The following is a 15573-nucleotide window of genomic DNA, read 5'->3' on the forward strand; positions in this document are numbered from 1 at the left end:
ACTTCGGCTGAACCGTGGATGGGGAACCATGAACACTTCTATCAGTACCGCCTACAACTACAAGGTGGTCCGCCAATTCGCCATTATGACGGTGGTGTGGGGCATCGTCGGCATGGGCCTCGGGGTTTTTCTCGCGGCCCAATTGGTCTGGCCCGAACTCAACTTCAATTTGCCCTGGACCAGTTTCGGCCGTCTGCGCCCGCTGCACACCAACGCGGTGATCTTCGCGTTCGGTGGCTGTGCGCTGTTCGCCAGTTCGTTCTACTCGGTGCAACGCACCTGCCAGACCCAGTTGTTTGCACCAAAAATCGCCGCGTTCTGCTTCTGGGGCTGGCAGTTGGTGATCCTGCTGGCGGCGATCAGCCTGCCACTGGGTTACACCAGTTCCAAGGAATACGCTGAGCTGGAATGGCCGATCGACATCCTGATCACCATCGTCTGGGTCGCCTACGCGATCGTGTTCTTCGGCACGATCATGCAGCGCAAGACCAAGCACATTTATGTGGGCAACTGGTTCTTCGGCGCGTTCATCATCACCGTGGCGATTCTGCACATCGTCAACAACCTTGAGTTGCCGGTGAGTTTCACCAAGTCGTACTCGGTATACGCCGGTGCAACCGACGCGATGGTGCAATGGTGGTACGGCCACAACGCCGTAGGCTTTTTCCTCACCGCCGGTTTCCTCGGGATGATGTACTACTTCGTGCCGAAACAGGCCGAGCGTCCGGTGTATTCGTATCGCCTGTCGATCGTGCACTTCTGGGCCTTGATCACCCTGTACATCTGGGCCGGCCCGCACCACTTGCACTACACCGCGCTGCCGGACTGGGCACAGTCGCTGGGCATGGTGATGTCGCTGATCCTGCTGGCACCGAGCTGGGGCGGCATGATCAACGGCATGATGACCCTGTCGGGCGCCTGGCATAAGTTGCGCAGCGACCCGATCCTGCGCTTCCTCGTGGTCTCGCTGGCGTTCTACGGCATGTCGACCTTCGAAGGTCCGATGATGGCGATCAAGACCGTCAACGCCCTCTCCCACTACACCGACTGGACCATCGGCCACGTACACGCCGGCGCCCTCGGCTGGGTGGCGATGATCTCGATCGGCGCGCTGTACCACATGATCCCGAAAATCTTCGGCAAGGCGCAGATGCACAGCGTCGGTTTGATCAACGCGCACTTCTGGCTCGCGACCATCGGCACCGTGCTCTACATCGCCTCGATGTGGGTCAACGGCATCGCCCAGGGCCTGATGTGGCGCGCAGTAAACGAGGACGGCACGCTGACCTACTCCTTCGTCGAAACCCTGGTGGCCAGCCATCCAGGCTTCGTCGTGCGGCTGATTGGCGGGGCGATCTTCCTCAGCGGCATGTTCCTGATGGCTTACAACACCTGGCGCACCGTGCGGGCCTCGCAGCCTGCTGATGTCGTTGCTGCCGCGCAGATGGCCTGAGGAGTCCGCCATGAAACACGAAACGATTGAAAAGAACGTCGGCCTGTTGATGTTGCTCATGGTGTTCGCCGTGAGCATCGGCGGCCTGACCCAGATCGTCCCGCTGTTCTTCCAGGACGTCACCAACAAACCGGTAGAAGGCATGAAGCCCTACACCGCGCTGCAACTGGAAGGCCGCGACATCTACATCCGCGAAGGCTGCGTCGGTTGCCACTCGCAGATGATCCGCCCGTTCCGCGCCGAAACCGAGCGCTACGGGCACTACTCGGTTGCGGGCGAAAGCGTTTGGGATCACCCGTTCCTGTGGGGCTCGAAACGTACCGGTCCGGACCTCGCCCGGGTCGGCGCGCGTTACTCGGATGACTGGCACCGCGCGCACTTGTACAACCCGCGCAACGTCGTACCGGAATCGAAAATGCCGGCCTACCCATGGCTGGTCACGCAAGCGGTCGACAGCAGCCACACCGAAACCAAGCTCAAGACCATGCGCACCCTCGGCGTGCCGTACACCGACGACGACATCAGCGGCGCGGTGGCCAGCCTCAAGGGCAAGACCGAAATGGACGCCCTCGTCTCCTACCTGCAAGTGCTCGGCACTGCGATCAAGAGCAAGAGGTGAGCACGATGATCATTGAAATGAGTGCAGGCCTGATTCGCGGCCTCGGCACGGTCGTGGTGTTCGTCGCCTTCGTCGGTTTGACGCTTTGGGTGTTCAACCGCAAGCGCACGCCGGAATTCGCCGAAGCGCGCCTGCTGCCGTTCGCCGACGAGCCGCAAGCCGAAACAACCCAAGCAAATGAGACAAGGAGTACCCGGCCATGACCACCTTCTGGAGTACGTGGATCTGCGTACTGACCATCGGCAGCCTGATCGGCCTGACGTGGCTGCTGATCGGCACCCGCCGGGGCGAAACCAAGGGCAGCGTCGACCAGACCATGGGCCACAGCTTCGACGGCATCGAGGAATACGACAACCCGCTGCCGCAATGGTGGTTCATGCTATTCGCCGGCACGCTGGTGTTTTCCGTGGGCTATCTGATCCTCTATCCGGGTCTGGGCAACTGGAAAGGCATCCTGCCGGGTTACGAGGATGGCTGGACTGGCGTGCACGAGTGGGAAAAGGAGATGAACAAGGCTGATGCCAAGTTCGGGCCGATCTTCGCCAAGTTTGCCGCCATGCCGGTGGAAGAAGTGGCGAAGGATCCACAGGCGCTGAAAATGGGTGGCCGCTTGTTCGCCTCCAACTGCTCGGTATGCCACGGCTCCGACGCCAAAGGTGCGTTCGGTTTCCCTAACCTCGCCGACAGCAACTGGCGCTGGGGTGGCGAAGCCGAGACCATCAAGACCACCATCATGGGTGGCCGGATGGCGGCGATGCCGGCCTGGGGCGAAGTGCTCGGCGAGGCCGGGGTGAAGAACGTGGCCGCTTATGTGCGTCACGAGCTGGCCGGTCTGCCATTGCCCGCCGACAGCAAGGCCGACCTGCAAGCCGGACAGCAGGCGTTCAGCACCACTTGCGTAGCCTGTCATGGGGCAACCGGCCACGGCACTGAAGCCATGGGTGCGCCGAATCTGACGCACCCGGCCGGGTTTATCTACGGCACCAGCCTGACCCAACTCGAGCAGACCATTCGCCATGGTCGTCAGGGTCATATGCCGGCGCAGAACGAACTGCTGGGTAACGATAAAGTGCAATTGCTGGCCGCTTATGTGTACAGCCTGTCGCACGGATTGAATACAGAAAAATTGATTACTGAAGACAACAAGAAGTAATCATTGCGTACACCTCTGCCGCACCATTCTCGGTGCGGCAGCATCCAGCCCCTTTGCGACGCATTGTCGCACCCCTTCACACCCTCTCCTTTCGGTTCCTCTGATTCGGGTCTACGCTTGCTCGATGCGGACTGGCTTGTGCCGGTTCCAGGTCAACGCTGACTGCTGTGTTCCGCGAACCGGCTGACTGATGTGGCCGCAAACGCCGGTAGATACCGGCTGTCGTGCCATTCACCGTCCGTCACCCGAACCGAGCGTTTGAACACACCCCGTTACAAGCGACCTGAACCCCTCGCTTTTTTCGTCCGCTGCGACATTTTGTCCGAGGCTGATTTTGTCCTTACGCGGCGCATGGAAAGGCCGCAGAATCAGCGTTGGAAAGCATTGACCCAGGTCATGGCGCGTTGCAATGACCCCCTGCTCTCTGCATACTTGCGGCCGATTTTAATCCTAATAAAACACCCAAACCGTGGAACCTTAGAATGAGCACAGCAATCAGTCCGACTGCTTATAACTATAAGGTAGTCCGCCAGTTCGCCATCATGACGGTGGTCTGGGGGATCCTTGGCATGGGGCTCGGTGTCTTCATCGCCTCGCAACTGGTTTGGCCGGAGTTGAACTTCGGTCTGCCGTGGACGAGCTTTGGACGCCTGCGCCCGTTGCACACAAACCTGGTGATTTTCGCCTTCGGTGGTTGTGCACTGTTTGCCACTTCCTACTATGTCGTGCAGCGAACCTGCCAGACGCGACTGATTTCCGACAGCCTCGCCGCCTTCACCTTCTGGGGCTGGCAAGCGGTAATCGTCGGCGCGATCATTACCTTGCCGCTGGGTTACACCACCACCAAGGAATACGCGGAACTGGAATGGCCGATCGCCATTTTGCTGGCCATTGTCTGGGTCACCTACGGTCTGGTGTTCTTCGGCACCATCACCAAGCGCAAAACCAAACACATCTACGTGGGTAACTGGTTCTACGGTGCGTTCATCGTGGTCACGGCGATGCTGCACATCGTCAACCACATGTCGCTACCGGTGAACCTGTTCAAGTCCTACTCCGCCTACTCGGGCGCGACCGATGCGATGATCCAGTGGTGGTACGGCCACAACGCCGTAGGCTTCTTCCTCACCACCGGTTTCCTCGGGATGATGTACTACTTCGTGCCGAAACAGGCCGAACGTCCGATCTACTCCTATCGCTTGTCGATCGTGCACTTCTGGGCACTGATCACCCTGTACATCTGGGCCGGCCCGCACCACTTGCACTACACCGCCCTGCCGGATTGGGCACAATCGCTGGGCATGGCGATGTCGATCATCCTCCTGGCGCCAAGCTGGGGCGGCATGATCAACGGCATGATGACCCTGTCGGGCGCCTGGCATAAGCTGCGCACCGACCCGATCCTGCGCTTCCTTGTGGTCTCGCTGGCGTTCTACGGCATGTCGACCTTCGAAGGTCCGATGATGGCGATCAAGACCGTCAACTCGCTCTCGCACTACACCGACTGGACCATCGGCCACGTACACGCCGGCGCTCTGGGCTGGGTGGCGATGATCTCGATCGGCGCGATCTACCACATGATCCCGCGTCTGTTCGGCCGTGCGCAGATGCACAGTGTCGGCCTGATCAACGCGCACTTTTGGCTCGCGACCATCGGCACCGTGCTGTACATCGCGTCGATGTGGGTCAACGGCATCACTCAGGGCCTGATGTGGCGTGCAATCAACGACGACGGCACCCTCACCTACTCGTTCGTTGAAGCGCTGCAAGCCAGCCACCCGGGCTACATCGTCCGTGCGCTGGGCGGTGCATTCTTCGCCAGCGGCATGTTCCTGATGGCTTACAACGTCTGGCGCACCGTGCTCGCCTCGAACCCGGCTGAAGCCGAAGCCGCTGCCCAGATCGCTGTCGTTGGAGCTCACTGATGAAGCATGAAGCTGTCGAGAAGAATATTGGCCTGCTGGCCTTCTTCATGGTCATCGCCGTCAGCGTTGGCGGCCTGACCCAAATCGTTCCGCTGTTTTTCCAGGACGTCACCAACAAGCCGGTCGAAGGCATGAAGCCGCGTTCGGCGCTGGAACTGGAAGGCCGCGACGTTTACATCGCCAACGGTTGTGTCGGCTGCCACTCGCAGATGATCCGACCGTTCCGCGCCGAAACCGAACGCTATGGCCACTACTCGGTCGCCGGTGAAAGCGTCTGGGATCACCCGTTCCTGTGGGGTTCCAAACGTACCGGTCCGGATCTGGCTCGCGTCGGTGGTCGTTACTCCGATGACTGGCAACGTGCGCACTTGTACAACCCGCGCAACGTGGTGCCTGAGTCGAAAATGCCGGCTTACCCGTTCCTCGTGGAAAACAAGCTCGACGGCAAGGAAACCGCCAAGAAAATGGAGGTTTTGCGCACCCTCGGCGTCCCTTACACCGACGAAGACATCGCCGGTGCACAGGATGCCGTGAAGGGCAAAACCGAAATGGACGCGCTGGTGGCCTATCTGCAAGGCCTGGGCACCATCATCAAAAGCAAACGGTGAATTAGATGGATATCGGGATGATTCGTGGCCTGGGCACCGTTGTTGTGATGGTGGCCTTCATCGGTCTGGCGCTGTGGGTGTTCAGCCCCAAGCGCAAGTCGGAGTTTGAAGACGCGACCTTGCTGCCTTTCGCGGATGATCCCGAAGCCATCAAGCACGTCGAGCAAGCTTCTAGGAGTAACAAAGAATGACTACATTCTGGAGTCTGTACGTCACAGTCCTCAGTCTCGGTACGATCTTCGCCCTGACCTGGCTGCTGCTGTCGACCCGCAAGGGCCAGCGCAGCGAGCAGACGGACGAGACGGTCGGGCATTCCTTCGACGGAATCGAGGAGTACGACAACCCACTGCCGAAATGGTGGTTCATGCTGTTTGTCGGCACCATCATTTTTGCCCTGGGTTACCTGGTGCTGTACCCGGGTTTGGGCAACTGGAAAGGCCTGCTGCCGGGCTACAACTACCTCGATAACGACAAGCAGACTGCGTTCGCCAACGGCCAGACCGGCTGGACCGGCGTGCACGAGTGGGAAAAGGAAATGGCTCGCTCGGACGCCAAGTTCGGTCCGATCTTCGCCAAATTCGCTGCCATGCCAATCGAAGAAGTCGCCAAGGATCCACAAGCACTGAAGATGGGTGGCCGTCTGTTCGCCTCCAACTGCTCGGTGTGCCACGGTTCCGACGCCAAGGGTGCCTACGGTTTTCCTAACCTGACCGACGCCGACTGGCGCTGGGGCGGCGAGCCGGAAACCATCAAGACCACCATCATGGGCGGTCGTCACGCGGTGATGCCGGCCTGGGCGGAAGTCATTGGTGAGCAAGGCGTTGCCGACGTGGCAGCGTTTGTCGTGACCAATCTGGATGGGCGCAAACTGCCGGAAGGCACCAAGGCTGATCCGGCCAACGGCGGCAAACTGTTCGCCGCCAACTGCGTGGCCTGCCACGGTCCGGCCGGCAAAGGCACTCCCGCCATGGGCGCGCCTGACCTGACCCACCCGGGTGCGTTCATCTACGGTTCGAGCTTCGCGCAACTGCAGCAGACCATTCGTTACGGCCGTCAGGGCCAGATGCCTGCGCAGGAACAACTGCAAGGCAACGACAAGGTGCACCTGCTGGCGGCGTATGTTTACAGCCTGTCCCACGGTGAAAAAGCACCGGAAGCGAACGCCGAGTAAGGCCATCGCTTGAAACAGAAAAGGCCCCGCCAATCTTGATTGGCGGGGCCTTTTTTCATGCCGGCATTCATGACTTGAAACGTTTGCTCAATAGACCTGAGGAAAGGTGCCCTGTAGGTTTTTATCACCCCGATGAGCAGCATCGGGTCAACCTTCAAGGATGAAGCCTACATGTCAAAAAATGACGAAAACACATTGCCAAAACGTTTGCAGCCCTGCCCTGATCATCACGCAACACCGTTAAAAACGCCTGCTGCGCCCGCACGCTCAACATCGCCAGACACCATGGACCATCCAGGTAACGGCGGCGGTCTGGACGGTCTCGGCGGCGGGCGATTGCCCTGACGCGGAGCAGCAAAAAACAGCGAAAATTTGCCCAATACCCAGCGCCCCTGCCTTCTGGCAGGGGCGCTTTCGCCGGTGCCGTTATGACAGTGATAAACCGATCGTCCGCAACCCGCCTTTTCGATTGCAGCGCAAACTTCAAGGTAGTAACGTTTCTACACCCGAATCACTGGAGGCCAAAAATGATGGCCATCACGACCATTTCCAGCCGCGAATTCAATCAGGACACCAGCGCTGCGAAAAAAGCCGCGCATCAGGGTCCGGTCATCATTACCGATCGTGGCAAGCCTGCCCATGTACTGCTGAGCATTGAGGAGTACCAGAAGCTGACCGGTAGCCAGGCGAGCATCGTCGATCTGCTGGTCATGCCGAATGCGTCTGACATCGAATTCGAAACCGAGCGCGCCGTCATCACTCCTCGTAGCGTGGATCTGTCCTGATGTTCCTACTCGATACCAATGTCGTTTCCGAGCTGCGAAAACCCCAAGCCGACCAGCACGTGGTGACATGGGCAAACAGCGTCGCTCCGGCCAGCCTGTATCTATCGGCAATTACCGTGCTGGAACTGGAAACCGGCATTCTGCGCATCGAACGCCGTGACCCGCCACAAGGAGCAAGGCTGCGTCACTGGCTCGAGCGTCACGTCAAACCCGCATTCTCGGGAAGAATCCTCTCGGTCGATAGCGCCGTCGCTACCCGATGCGCACAGTTGCATGTGCCTGATCGCAGCAATGAATGCGACGCCTTGATCGCCGCCACCGCGCTTGTACATGGGCTGACGTTGGTCACCCGTAATGTTGCCGATTTTCAACTCAGCGGCGTGCATCTGATCAATCCATGGACCTCTGCCAATCCCTGAATCCGAAAGCCCCGCCAGATCACTGGCGGGGCTTTGATCATGGACGGTTGGCAAAGATTGAATGCACCGCCGTGGTATCGATCAGCTTTCGATTGCGCCACTGATTGTTCCTCACCAGATAGACCTGCAACTGCTTGCGGTCCTCGGTAAAACTGGCAATCAGATAGGTTTGCTGAGACGTACTGCCGCTCAGGTACATGGGCACGCTCCCCTCCCAATAGGCATCACCGCCATCCTTATGCAAATGGCCAGCAAAGATCGCCGTCACTTGATATTTGTTGACCATGTCGTGAAAGCGTTTCTGCTGGGCCTGGGTCCCTTTGTGGTCCAGCGGCTTGTGCATATTGATGATGATCGCGTACCCCGAGGCTCGGGCCAGTCTCAGATCCTTCTCGAGCCAGTCCAGTGCATCGTTGATTTCAAACGTCGTCGGGTTCAGTGGATGAGCGATCCGTGTGGTGTAAGTCGGCTCGTTATTGAGCTGAACCATATGAACTTCGCCGATATTTTTAGAATAGGCAAGACTGCCGGAATACGTCTTGCCGAGAAATCCACTGGTGATATTCAGATCAAAGCTGTCCACCTTGCCTTCATGATGCTCCTTGAATTCGACGATACTTCCCGCCGCACAGCTATTGCTAAAACAATCATCAACATTGTTTTCATAATCGTGATTACCCAAGCCATACAAGTACTCACCCTTAAAGTACTTGTTCAACATATCTTTCATAAAAGACCGCTGCCAGCCATGACCGAAAGCGGTTATATCACCATTGATCATCAGTGGCACCAGGGCTTGCGAACCATGCTGATTTCTGAAATCAGCAATACTTGCAAGCTGACTGTCGACCAGCCACTTGGAGCGAACTTCGAATTCCGAGTCGGATTCGGGATCACGGTTATCTGTCTTGTCGGTCCAGGGATATTGAGTATCCGAGGCAAACACCATGTGTTTCGGGGTTCCAGTCACAGCCTGAGCGGAGACGACCGAAGCCCATAAACAAACCCCTAGCACTATGCTTGTAAACTTATTGAAAGCCATACATATAATTCCATTTAAATTAATCAAATACACGCGAACACGTTTTCGCGACAACAGAACTTATTAGAAAAAACAGAAAACCTCAAAGCACCAAGCCACAACAATCAAGTAGATATGTTTCCGACACAAAAAAACTTACAACAATGCCTGATGCAAAAAGCAATGTTCAACGTTGCGCCTTTAACTATTCATTCGGAATCTTGTGCAATTGATAACCTGAAGATGACATCGTCCATGCTCGCCGCCCTCAAGTCGGTCCGGTTTTTTCACGGCTTGCAGTGGCAATCGCATCGAACTGATCCGCCCTGAACAACAATGGATTAGCCGCTGCGCCAAAACCGTCCATACTCAACAAGTCAATTGACCTGCATCAGGCTTTACTGCATTCGCTACACCATTCAGGTTTTTTACCCAACGCGACCAAAGGTCGCACCCTTGACCCAGAGCGACCGGCGTATCATTGCGCCACTGCAACACCCCTTTTTGACCTTGGTTGGCACGTATCGACCGAGGCATTTTTCCACTGCCGTGGGATGCAATGATGAGCAATCAGATTCCGGTACACGACGTCACACCACCAAGCAAAAACGCGAACAACAGCGTTGACCTTTACGCCTCCAGAGAAAAAATCTACACCCGTGCCTTCACCGGCCTGTTCCGCAATCTGCGGATGATGGGCGGTGCCGCCTTGTTCCTGCTGTATTTCGGCACGGTTTGGCTGAACTGGGGCGGCCATCAGGCCGTGTGGTGGAATCTGCCGGAGCGCAAGTTCTTCATTTTTGGCGCCACCTTCTGGCCGCAAGACTTCATCCTGCTCTCAGGCCTGTTGATCATTGCCGCGTTCGGTCTGTTCTTCATCACCGTGTATGCCGGGCGCGTCTGGTGCGGTTACACCTGTCCACAAAGCGTGTGGACGTGGATTTTCATGTGGTGCGAGAAAGTCACCGAAGGCGACCGCAACCAGCGCATCAAGCTCGACAAGGCGCCGATGAGCGCCAACAAGTTGCTGCGCAAAGCCGCGAAACACTCGATGTGGCTGCTGATCGGTTTTGTCACCGGCATGACCTTCGTCGGCTACTTCTCGCCAATCCGCGAACTGGTCTTCGAGTTCTTCACCGGCCAAGCTGATGGCTGGTCGTATTTCTGGGTCGGTTTCTTCACCCTCGCCACCTACGGCAACGCCGGCTGGTTGCGCGAGCAGGTGTGCATCTACATGTGTCCGTATGCGCGTTTCCAGAGCGTGATGTTCGACAAGGACACGCTAATCGTCTCGTACGACCCGCGTCGCGGCGAAAGCCGTGGCCCGCGCAAGAAAGGCATCGATTACAAGGCCCAAGGCCTCGGTGACTGCATCGACTGCACCATGTGTGTGCAGGTCTGCCCGACCGGTATCGACATCCGCGATGGTCTGCAAATCGAGTGCATCGGCTGCGCCGCGTGTATCGATGCCTGCGACAGCATCATGGACAAAATGGACTACCCGCGCGGGTTGATCAGCTACACCACCGAACACAACCTGTCCGGGCAGAAAACCCATAAACTGCGGCCACGCCTGATCGGCTACGCCGTGGTGCTGCTGGCGATGATCAGCCTGTTGGTCACCGCGTTCTTCATGCGTTCGCTGGTCGGTTTTGACGTCAGCAAGGACCGCGTGCTGTACCGCGAGAACGCCGAAGGCCGGATCGAAAACGTCTACAGCCTGAAGATCATGAACAAGGATCAGCGCGACCACACCTACGTGCTGGAAGCCAGCGGTTTGCCGGATCTGCGCCTGCAAGGCAAGCGCGAGATCAAGGTCGCGGCCGGCGATATCGTCAGCATGCCGGTCGAGTTGTCGAGCGCACCGGAACAACTGCCGTCAAGCACCAACGAGGTGAAATTCCTCCTCAAGGATGCCGATGACGACAGCGTCCACGTTGAAGCCAAGAGCCGATTCATCGGCCCACAAATCCGTTGAGAGAACTGAACATGCCCGCAGCAAACGCCGCAAGTCCCTGGTACAAGCACCTTTGGCCATGGATCATCATCGGGATTCTGGCCTGTTCGGTGACCCTGACCCTGTCCATGGTGACCATCGCGGTGAACAACCCGGACAACCTCGTCAACGATAACTATTACGAGGCCGGCAAAGGCATCAACCGTTCGCTGGACCGTGAACTGTTGGCGCAGACTCTGAAGATGCGTGCGGCGGTGCATCTGGATGGCGTGACCGGTGAAGTCGATTTGCGCTTGAGCGGTGACAGTCAGCCTAAAACACTGGAGTTGAACCTGATTTCGCCGACGCAGCCGGAGAAAGATCGCAAGATCGTGTTGACCCGCAGCGAAACTGAAACCGGGCGTTACATCGGTCAATTGGGTGACAAGGTTGAAGGTCGCCGGTTTGTCGAATTGCTCGGCAGTCAGGATGATCACGTGTGGCGCATGTTCGAGGAAGAGCTGGTGAGCCATGACAAGGATCTGTTGCTCGGTGATGAGCCGCTGCAAGGTGCCGAAGACTTGAAGAAGTAAACAACTTCAAAAGCCCCCTCACCCTAGCCCTCTCCCCCAGGAGAGGGAACTGATCTCGAGCGTTTGCACGTTTAGTGTATGACAGTGAAAATCCAGGCTCACACCGATCGGCTCCTTCTCCCTCCGGGAGAGGGAACTGATCTCGAGCGTTTGCACGTTTTGTGTATGACAGTGAAAATCCAGGCTCACACTGATCGGCTCCTTCTCCCTCCGGGAGAGGGAACTGATCTTGAGCGTTTGCACGTTTTGTGTATGACAGTGAAAATCCAGGCTCACACTGATCGGCTCCCTCTCCCTCCGGGAGAGGGCTGGGGTGAGGGCAAGCGGACAACCCTAATGCAAGGGCTTAACCCCTCAACGATGCCATGACCACCCCACTCCCCTGCTACCACTGCGCCCTGCCCGTTCCGTCCGGCAGCCGCTTCACCGCTGTTGTACTCGGGCAATCCCGCGAATTCTGCTGCCCGGGTTGTCAGGCCGTGGCTGAAGCGATCGTCGCCGGTGGTCTGGAAAGCTATTACCAACACCGCAGCGAAGCCTCGGCCAACCCCGAAGCGCTGCCGGTGCAACTGACCGACGAACTCGCGCTGTACGACCGCGCCGATGTGCAGCAACCCTTCGTGCGCCACGAAGGCGAGCTGGCCGAAACCACCCTGTTGATGGAAGGCATCAGTTGCGCCGCCTGCGGCTGGCTGATCGAAAAGCACCTGCGCACGTTGCCAGCGGTGGCCGAGGCGCGACTGAACCTGTCCAACCATCGCCTGCACGTGCGCTGGGCCGACGCTCAACTGCCACTGAGCCAGATCCTCGCCGAACTGCGCCACATCGGCTACGCCGCCCACCCGTATCAGGCCGATCGCGCCAGCGAACAACTGGCCAGCGAAAACCGCCTCGCCCTGCGCCAGCTCGGTGTGGCCGGTTTGCTGTGGTTTCAGGCGATGATGGCAACCATGGCCACTTGGCCGGAATTCAACATCGACCTCAGCCCCGAGCTGCATACGATTCTGCGCTGGGTCGCACTGTTCCTGACCACGCCGATTGTGTTCTACAGCTGCGCGCCGTTCTTCAAAGGCGCAATGCGCGACCTGCGCACGCGCCACCTGACCATGGATGTTTCGGTGTCGCTGGCGATCGGTAGCGCCTACATTGCCGGGATCTGGACGTCGATCACCGGCGTCGGCGAGTTGTATTTCGACGCGGTCGGGATGTTTGCGCTGTTCCTGCTTGCCGGGCGCTATCTGGAACGTCGTGCCCGCGAGCGCACTGCCGCCGCGACGGCGCAGCTTGTGAATCTATTGCCGGCTTCGTGCCTGCGTCTGGATGCCGCCGGTCAGAGCGAACGTATCCTGCTCAACGAGCTACGCCTCGGCGACCGGATTCTGGTGCAGGCGGGCTCGATCCTGCCGGCGGACGGCAAGATCATCGACGGCCAGTCGAGCATCGACGAATCACTGCTGACCGGCGAATACCTGCCACAACCGCGCGTGCTCGGCGATGCAGTCACCGCTGGCACGCTCAACGTCGAGGGCGCGCTGACCGTGGAAGTGCAGGCGCTGGGCCAAGACACGCGCCTGTCGGCCATTGTCCGTCTGCTCGACCGCGCCCAGGCAGAGAAACCGCGACTGGCGGAAATCGCCGACCGCGCCGCGCAATGGTTCCTGCTGCTATCACTGATCGCCGCAGCCGCCATTGGCCTGCTCTGGTGGGAGCTGGATTCATCTCGGGCGTTCTGGATTGTCCTGGCCATGCTCGTCGCCACCTGCCCGTGCGCCCTGTCGCTAGCGACGCCGACCGCGCTCACGGCCACCACCGGCACCTTGCACAAACTTGGGTTGCTGCTGACTCGCGGCCATGTGCTGGAAGGCCTGAATCAGATCGACACAGTAATCTTCGACAAAACCGGCACCCTCACCGAAGGGCGACTGGTGCTGCGTTCGATTCGCCCACTTGCGGCGCTCGACAGTGATCAATGTCTGAGCCTCGCCGCCGCTTTGGAAAACCGTTCGGAGCACCCGATCGCCCGCGCTTTCGGCCGTGCGCCGCTGGCCGCCGAAGACGTCCACAGCACGCCGGGGCTTGGCCTCGAAGGTCTGGTGGGTGGGCAGCGCTTGCGCATCGGCCAGGCGGAGTTTGTCTGCGCCCTCAGCGGCGCTGCAACACCGTCGATGCCGGACGAGGCGGGCCAGTGGTTGCTGCTCGGCGACGCACAAGGGCCGCTGGCCTGGTTCGTCCTCGATGATCGCCTGCGCGACGATGCCCCTGCCCTGCTCGCCGCCTGCAAGGCACGCGGCTGGCGCACATTGCTGTTGTCCGGCGACAGCTCGCCGATGGTTGCCAGCGTTGCCGCTGAACTCGGTATCGACGAAGCCCGTGGCGGCTTGCGCCCGGACGACAAACTGCAAGTCCTGCAGCAACTGCACAAGGAAGGTCGCAAAGTGCTGATGCTTGGCGACGGCGTCAATGATGTACCGGTGCTCGCGGCGGCCGACATCAGTGTCGCCATGGGTTCGGCCACCGATCTGGCGAAAACCAGTGCTGATGCGGTGCTGCTGTCCAACCGCCTCGACGCCTTGGTGCAGGCGTTCACCCTCGCGCGCCGCACCCGTCGGGTAATCATCGAGAACCTGCTGTGGGCGGCGCTGTACAATGGCCTCATGTTGCCGTTCGCCGCCCTCGGCTGGATCACTCCGGTATGGGCTGCCGTCGGCATGTCGATCAGTTCGTTGACCGTGGTGCTCAACGCGCTGCGCCTGACTCGCTTGCCGAGTCCGCCGCCCGCCAGCACCCGATCGCACACCCGCCCGCTGCCGGCCTGAGCCGCGCGGGCGCCTGGAGTACAGATGCCAGCTCTTTACGTGATGATTCCGGCCGCGCTGCTGATCGTGGCCATCGCCGTGTACATCTTTTTCTGGGCGGTGGACAGCGGTCAGTACGACGACCTCGACGGCCCGGCGCATAGCATCCTCTTCGATGATCAGGATCCGAACCACACCGCCGCCGTGGACGAAGCCAATTCCAACAAACCCGACGACAAGGCCCCACCCCATGCTTGAACTGGCGCCCTTGCTGGTCTCGGCATTGATCCTCGGCCTGCTCGGTGGCGGTCATTGTTTGGGCATGTGCGGCGGTTTGATGGGCGCGCTGACCCTGGCGATTCCCAAGGAACAGCGCAGCCGCCGCTTTCGTTTGCTGCTGGCGTACAACCTTGGGCGAATTCTCAGTTATGCCACGGCGGGCCTGCTGATCGGCTTGGCCGGGTGGGCGGTGGCGAACAGTCCGGCGGCGCTGTTCATGCGTGTGCTGGCCGGGTTGTTGTTGATTGCCATGGGTTTGTATCTGGCCGGCTGGTGGAGCGGGCTGACGCGCATTGAAAGTTTGGGGCGCGGTCTGTGGCGCTACATTCAGCCGGTCGCCAATCGCTTGCTGCCAGTGTCGAGTCTGCCTCGCGCGCTATTGCTTGGCGCGTTGTGGGGCTGGCTGCCGTGTGGGCTGGTTTACAGCACATTGCTGTGGTCGGCGAGTCAGGGCAATGCACTGGACAGTGCGTTGCTGATGCTTGCGTTTGGCCTCGGCACCTGGCCGGTATTGCTCGCCACGGGCCTTGCGGCAGAACGCGTCACGGCCATTTTGCGCAAACGCAGCGTGCGCATGGCCGGTGGATTGCTGGTGATCCTGTTCGGGATCTGGACCCTGCCTGGCCCTCATCAGCATTGGCTCATGGGCCATTAAGATCAGAAGATCGCAGCCTTCGGCAGCTCCTACCTTTGGAATGCGTTTCCCTGTAGGAGCTGCCGAAGGCTGCGATCTTTTGATCTTATGCTGTTGATGCAAATCAAGAGCCCCATCGCCGCCCCCCGATAGACTCGCTCACACTGCCAGCCTATCCGGGG

Annotated in this window: 16 protein-coding genes; 15 read left to right on the forward strand and 1 reads right to left on the reverse strand. The window is 59.2% G+C overall.

Going from position 1 to position 15573, the window contains the following annotated elements; translation table 11 throughout:
* Positions 1–28 precede the first annotated feature (28 nt).
* From ccoN (ACM6IN_RS25260) to ACM6IN_RS25305, 10 genes are all read left to right on the forward strand, one after another.
* Positions 29–1453: a cytochrome-c oxidase, cbb3-type subunit I gene (gene ccoN, locus ACM6IN_RS25260; RefSeq protein ID WP_008082029.1), complete on the forward strand. Its 1425-nt coding sequence runs from the start codon at positions 29–31 to the stop codon at positions 1451–1453.
* A gap of 10 nt (positions 1454–1463) precedes the next feature.
* Complete coding sequence (ccoO, locus tag ACM6IN_RS25265) at positions 1464–2072, forward strand: cytochrome-c oxidase, cbb3-type subunit II (RefSeq protein WP_003223389.1); 609 nt, start codon at positions 1464–1466, stop codon at positions 2070–2072.
* A gap of 5 nt (positions 2073–2077) precedes the next feature.
* Entirely contained in the window at positions 2078–2275 is a 198-nt protein-coding gene (locus ACM6IN_RS25270; RefSeq protein WP_077572245.1) for a cbb3-type cytochrome oxidase subunit 3, read from the forward strand.
* Entirely contained in the window at positions 2272–3225 is a 954-nt protein-coding gene (gene ccoP, locus ACM6IN_RS25275) for a cytochrome-c oxidase, cbb3-type subunit III (RefSeq protein ID WP_007917157.1), read from the forward strand. Before ACM6IN_RS25270 ends, ccoP (ACM6IN_RS25275) begins: the two co-directional genes overlap by 4 nt.
* A gap of 482 nt (positions 3226–3707) precedes the next feature.
* Positions 3708–5150, forward strand: coding sequence for a cytochrome-c oxidase, cbb3-type subunit I (ccoN, locus tag ACM6IN_RS25280; protein WP_414916888.1), 1443 nt, complete (start codon positions 3708–3710; stop codon positions 5148–5150).
* Positions 5150–5758 carry a cytochrome-c oxidase, cbb3-type subunit II gene (gene ccoO / locus ACM6IN_RS25285; protein WP_007917161.1) on the forward strand — a complete coding sequence of 203 codons (609 nt, stop codon included), beginning with the start codon at positions 5150–5152 and terminating at the stop codon, positions 5756–5758. Before ccoN (ACM6IN_RS25280) ends, ccoO (ACM6IN_RS25285) begins: the two co-directional genes overlap by 1 nt.
* Before the next feature lie 5 nt (positions 5759–5763).
* Complete coding sequence (locus tag ACM6IN_RS25290; RefSeq protein WP_003175465.1) at positions 5764–5949, forward strand: CcoQ/FixQ family Cbb3-type cytochrome c oxidase assembly chaperone; 186 nt, start codon at positions 5764–5766, stop codon at positions 5947–5949.
* Positions 5946–6929 carry a cytochrome-c oxidase, cbb3-type subunit III gene (ccoP, locus tag ACM6IN_RS25295; protein WP_007917163.1) on the forward strand — a complete coding sequence of 328 codons (984 nt, stop codon included), beginning with the start codon at positions 5946–5948 and terminating at the stop codon, positions 6927–6929. Before ACM6IN_RS25290 ends, ccoP (ACM6IN_RS25295) begins: the two co-directional genes overlap by 4 nt.
* Positions 6930–7459: 530 nt before the next feature.
* Positions 7460–7714: a type II toxin-antitoxin system Phd/YefM family antitoxin gene (locus ACM6IN_RS25300; protein ID WP_042705038.1), complete on the forward strand. Its 255-nt coding sequence runs from the start codon at positions 7460–7462 to the stop codon at positions 7712–7714.
* Positions 7714–8133 (forward strand): type II toxin-antitoxin system VapC family toxin, encoded by a 420-nt coding sequence (locus ACM6IN_RS25305; protein WP_007917175.1) that lies wholly within the window; start codon positions 7714–7716, stop codon positions 8131–8133. The genes ACM6IN_RS25300 and ACM6IN_RS25305 overlap by 1 nt, the downstream gene beginning before the upstream one ends.
* 37 nt (positions 8134–8170) lie before the next feature.
* On the opposite strand, the gene ACM6IN_RS25310 is transcribed toward ACM6IN_RS25305, so the two are convergent.
* Entirely contained in the window at positions 8171–9175 is a 1005-nt protein-coding gene (locus ACM6IN_RS25310) for a metallophosphoesterase family protein (RefSeq protein ID WP_414916889.1), read from the reverse strand.
* A 541-nt stretch (positions 9176–9716) separates the two neighbouring features.
* Here ACM6IN_RS25310 and ccoG point away from each other — a divergent pair.
* The 5 genes from ccoG (at position 9717) to ACM6IN_RS25335 (ending at position 15412) form a co-directional block, all read left to right on the forward strand.
* On the forward strand, positions 9717–11132 hold the full coding sequence (gene ccoG / locus ACM6IN_RS25315) for a cytochrome c oxidase accessory protein CcoG (RefSeq protein ID WP_007917180.1): 1416 nt from the start codon (positions 9717–9719) through the stop codon (positions 11130–11132).
* 11 nt (positions 11133–11143) lie between these two features.
* Positions 11144–11683 carry a FixH family protein gene (locus ACM6IN_RS25320; protein ID WP_007917181.1) on the forward strand — a complete coding sequence of 180 codons (540 nt, stop codon included), beginning with the start codon at positions 11144–11146 and terminating at the stop codon, positions 11681–11683.
* Positions 11684–12048: 365 nt separating this feature from the next.
* Entirely contained in the window at positions 12049–14499 is a 2451-nt protein-coding gene (locus ACM6IN_RS25325) for a heavy metal translocating P-type ATPase (RefSeq protein WP_414916890.1), read from the forward strand.
* Positions 14500–14523: 24 nt separating this feature from the next.
* Positions 14524–14736 carry a cbb3-type cytochrome oxidase assembly protein CcoS gene (ccoS, locus tag ACM6IN_RS25330; RefSeq protein WP_007918328.1) on the forward strand — a complete coding sequence of 71 codons (213 nt, stop codon included), beginning with the start codon at positions 14524–14526 and terminating at the stop codon, positions 14734–14736.
* On the forward strand, positions 14729–15412 hold the full coding sequence (locus ACM6IN_RS25335; protein ID WP_016984739.1) for a sulfite exporter TauE/SafE family protein: 684 nt from the start codon (positions 14729–14731) through the stop codon (positions 15410–15412). The genes ccoS and ACM6IN_RS25335 overlap by 8 nt, the downstream gene beginning before the upstream one ends.
* The last annotated feature ends 161 nt before the right edge of the window (positions 15413–15573 follow it).

The sequence above is a fragment of the Pseudomonas sp. IT-P395 genome (genome assembly GCF_949767675.1).
GTDB lineage: Bacteria > Pseudomonadota > Gammaproteobacteria > Pseudomonadales > Pseudomonadaceae > Aquipseudomonas.

What these genes read in the sequence shown, in the direction of transcription:
- ACM6IN_RS25270 (WP_077572245.1), top strand. Translation starts at nt 2,078, where the DNA reads ATGATCATTGAAATGAGTGCAGGCCTGATTCGCGGCCTCGGCACGGTC.
- ACM6IN_RS25325 (WP_414916890.1), top strand. Translation starts at nt 12,049, where the DNA reads ATGACCACCCCACTCCCCTGCTACCACTGCGCCCTGCCCGTTCCGTCC.
- ACM6IN_RS25310 (WP_414916889.1), bottom strand. Translation starts at nt 9,175, where the DNA reads ATGGCTTTCAATAAGTTTACAAGCATAGTGCTAGGGGTTTGTTTATGG.
- ccoN (WP_414916888.1), top strand. Translation starts at nt 3,708, where the DNA reads ATGAGCACAGCAATCAGTCCGACTGCTTATAACTATAAGGTAGTCCGC.
- ACM6IN_RS25320 (WP_007917181.1), top strand. Translation starts at nt 11,144, where the DNA reads ATGCCCGCAGCAAACGCCGCAAGTCCCTGGTACAAGCACCTTTGGCCA.
- ccoO (WP_003223389.1), top strand. Translation starts at nt 1,464, where the DNA reads ATGAAACACGAAACGATTGAAAAGAACGTCGGCCTGTTGATGTTGCTC.
- ccoO (WP_007917161.1), top strand. Translation starts at nt 5,150, where the DNA reads ATGAAGCATGAAGCTGTCGAGAAGAATATTGGCCTGCTGGCCTTCTTC.
- ccoG (WP_007917180.1), top strand. Translation starts at nt 9,717, where the DNA reads ATGAGCAATCAGATTCCGGTACACGACGTCACACCACCAAGCAAAAAC.
- ccoS (WP_007918328.1), top strand. Translation starts at nt 14,524, where the DNA reads ATGCCAGCTCTTTACGTGATGATTCCGGCCGCGCTGCTGATCGTGGCC.
- ACM6IN_RS25290 (WP_003175465.1), top strand. Translation starts at nt 5,764, where the DNA reads ATGGATATCGGGATGATTCGTGGCCTGGGCACCGTTGTTGTGATGGTG.
- ccoN (WP_008082029.1), top strand. Translation starts at nt 29, where the DNA reads ATGAACACTTCTATCAGTACCGCCTACAACTACAAGGTGGTCCGCCAA.
- ccoP (WP_007917157.1), top strand. Translation starts at nt 2,272, where the DNA reads ATGACCACCTTCTGGAGTACGTGGATCTGCGTACTGACCATCGGCAGC.
- ACM6IN_RS25335 (WP_016984739.1), top strand. Translation starts at nt 14,729, where the DNA reads ATGCTTGAACTGGCGCCCTTGCTGGTCTCGGCATTGATCCTCGGCCTG.
- ACM6IN_RS25300 (WP_042705038.1), top strand. Translation starts at nt 7,460, where the DNA reads ATGGCCATCACGACCATTTCCAGCCGCGAATTCAATCAGGACACCAGC.
- ACM6IN_RS25305 (WP_007917175.1), top strand. Translation starts at nt 7,714, where the DNA reads ATGTTCCTACTCGATACCAATGTCGTTTCCGAGCTGCGAAAACCCCAA.
- ccoP (WP_007917163.1), top strand. Translation starts at nt 5,946, where the DNA reads ATGACTACATTCTGGAGTCTGTACGTCACAGTCCTCAGTCTCGGTACG.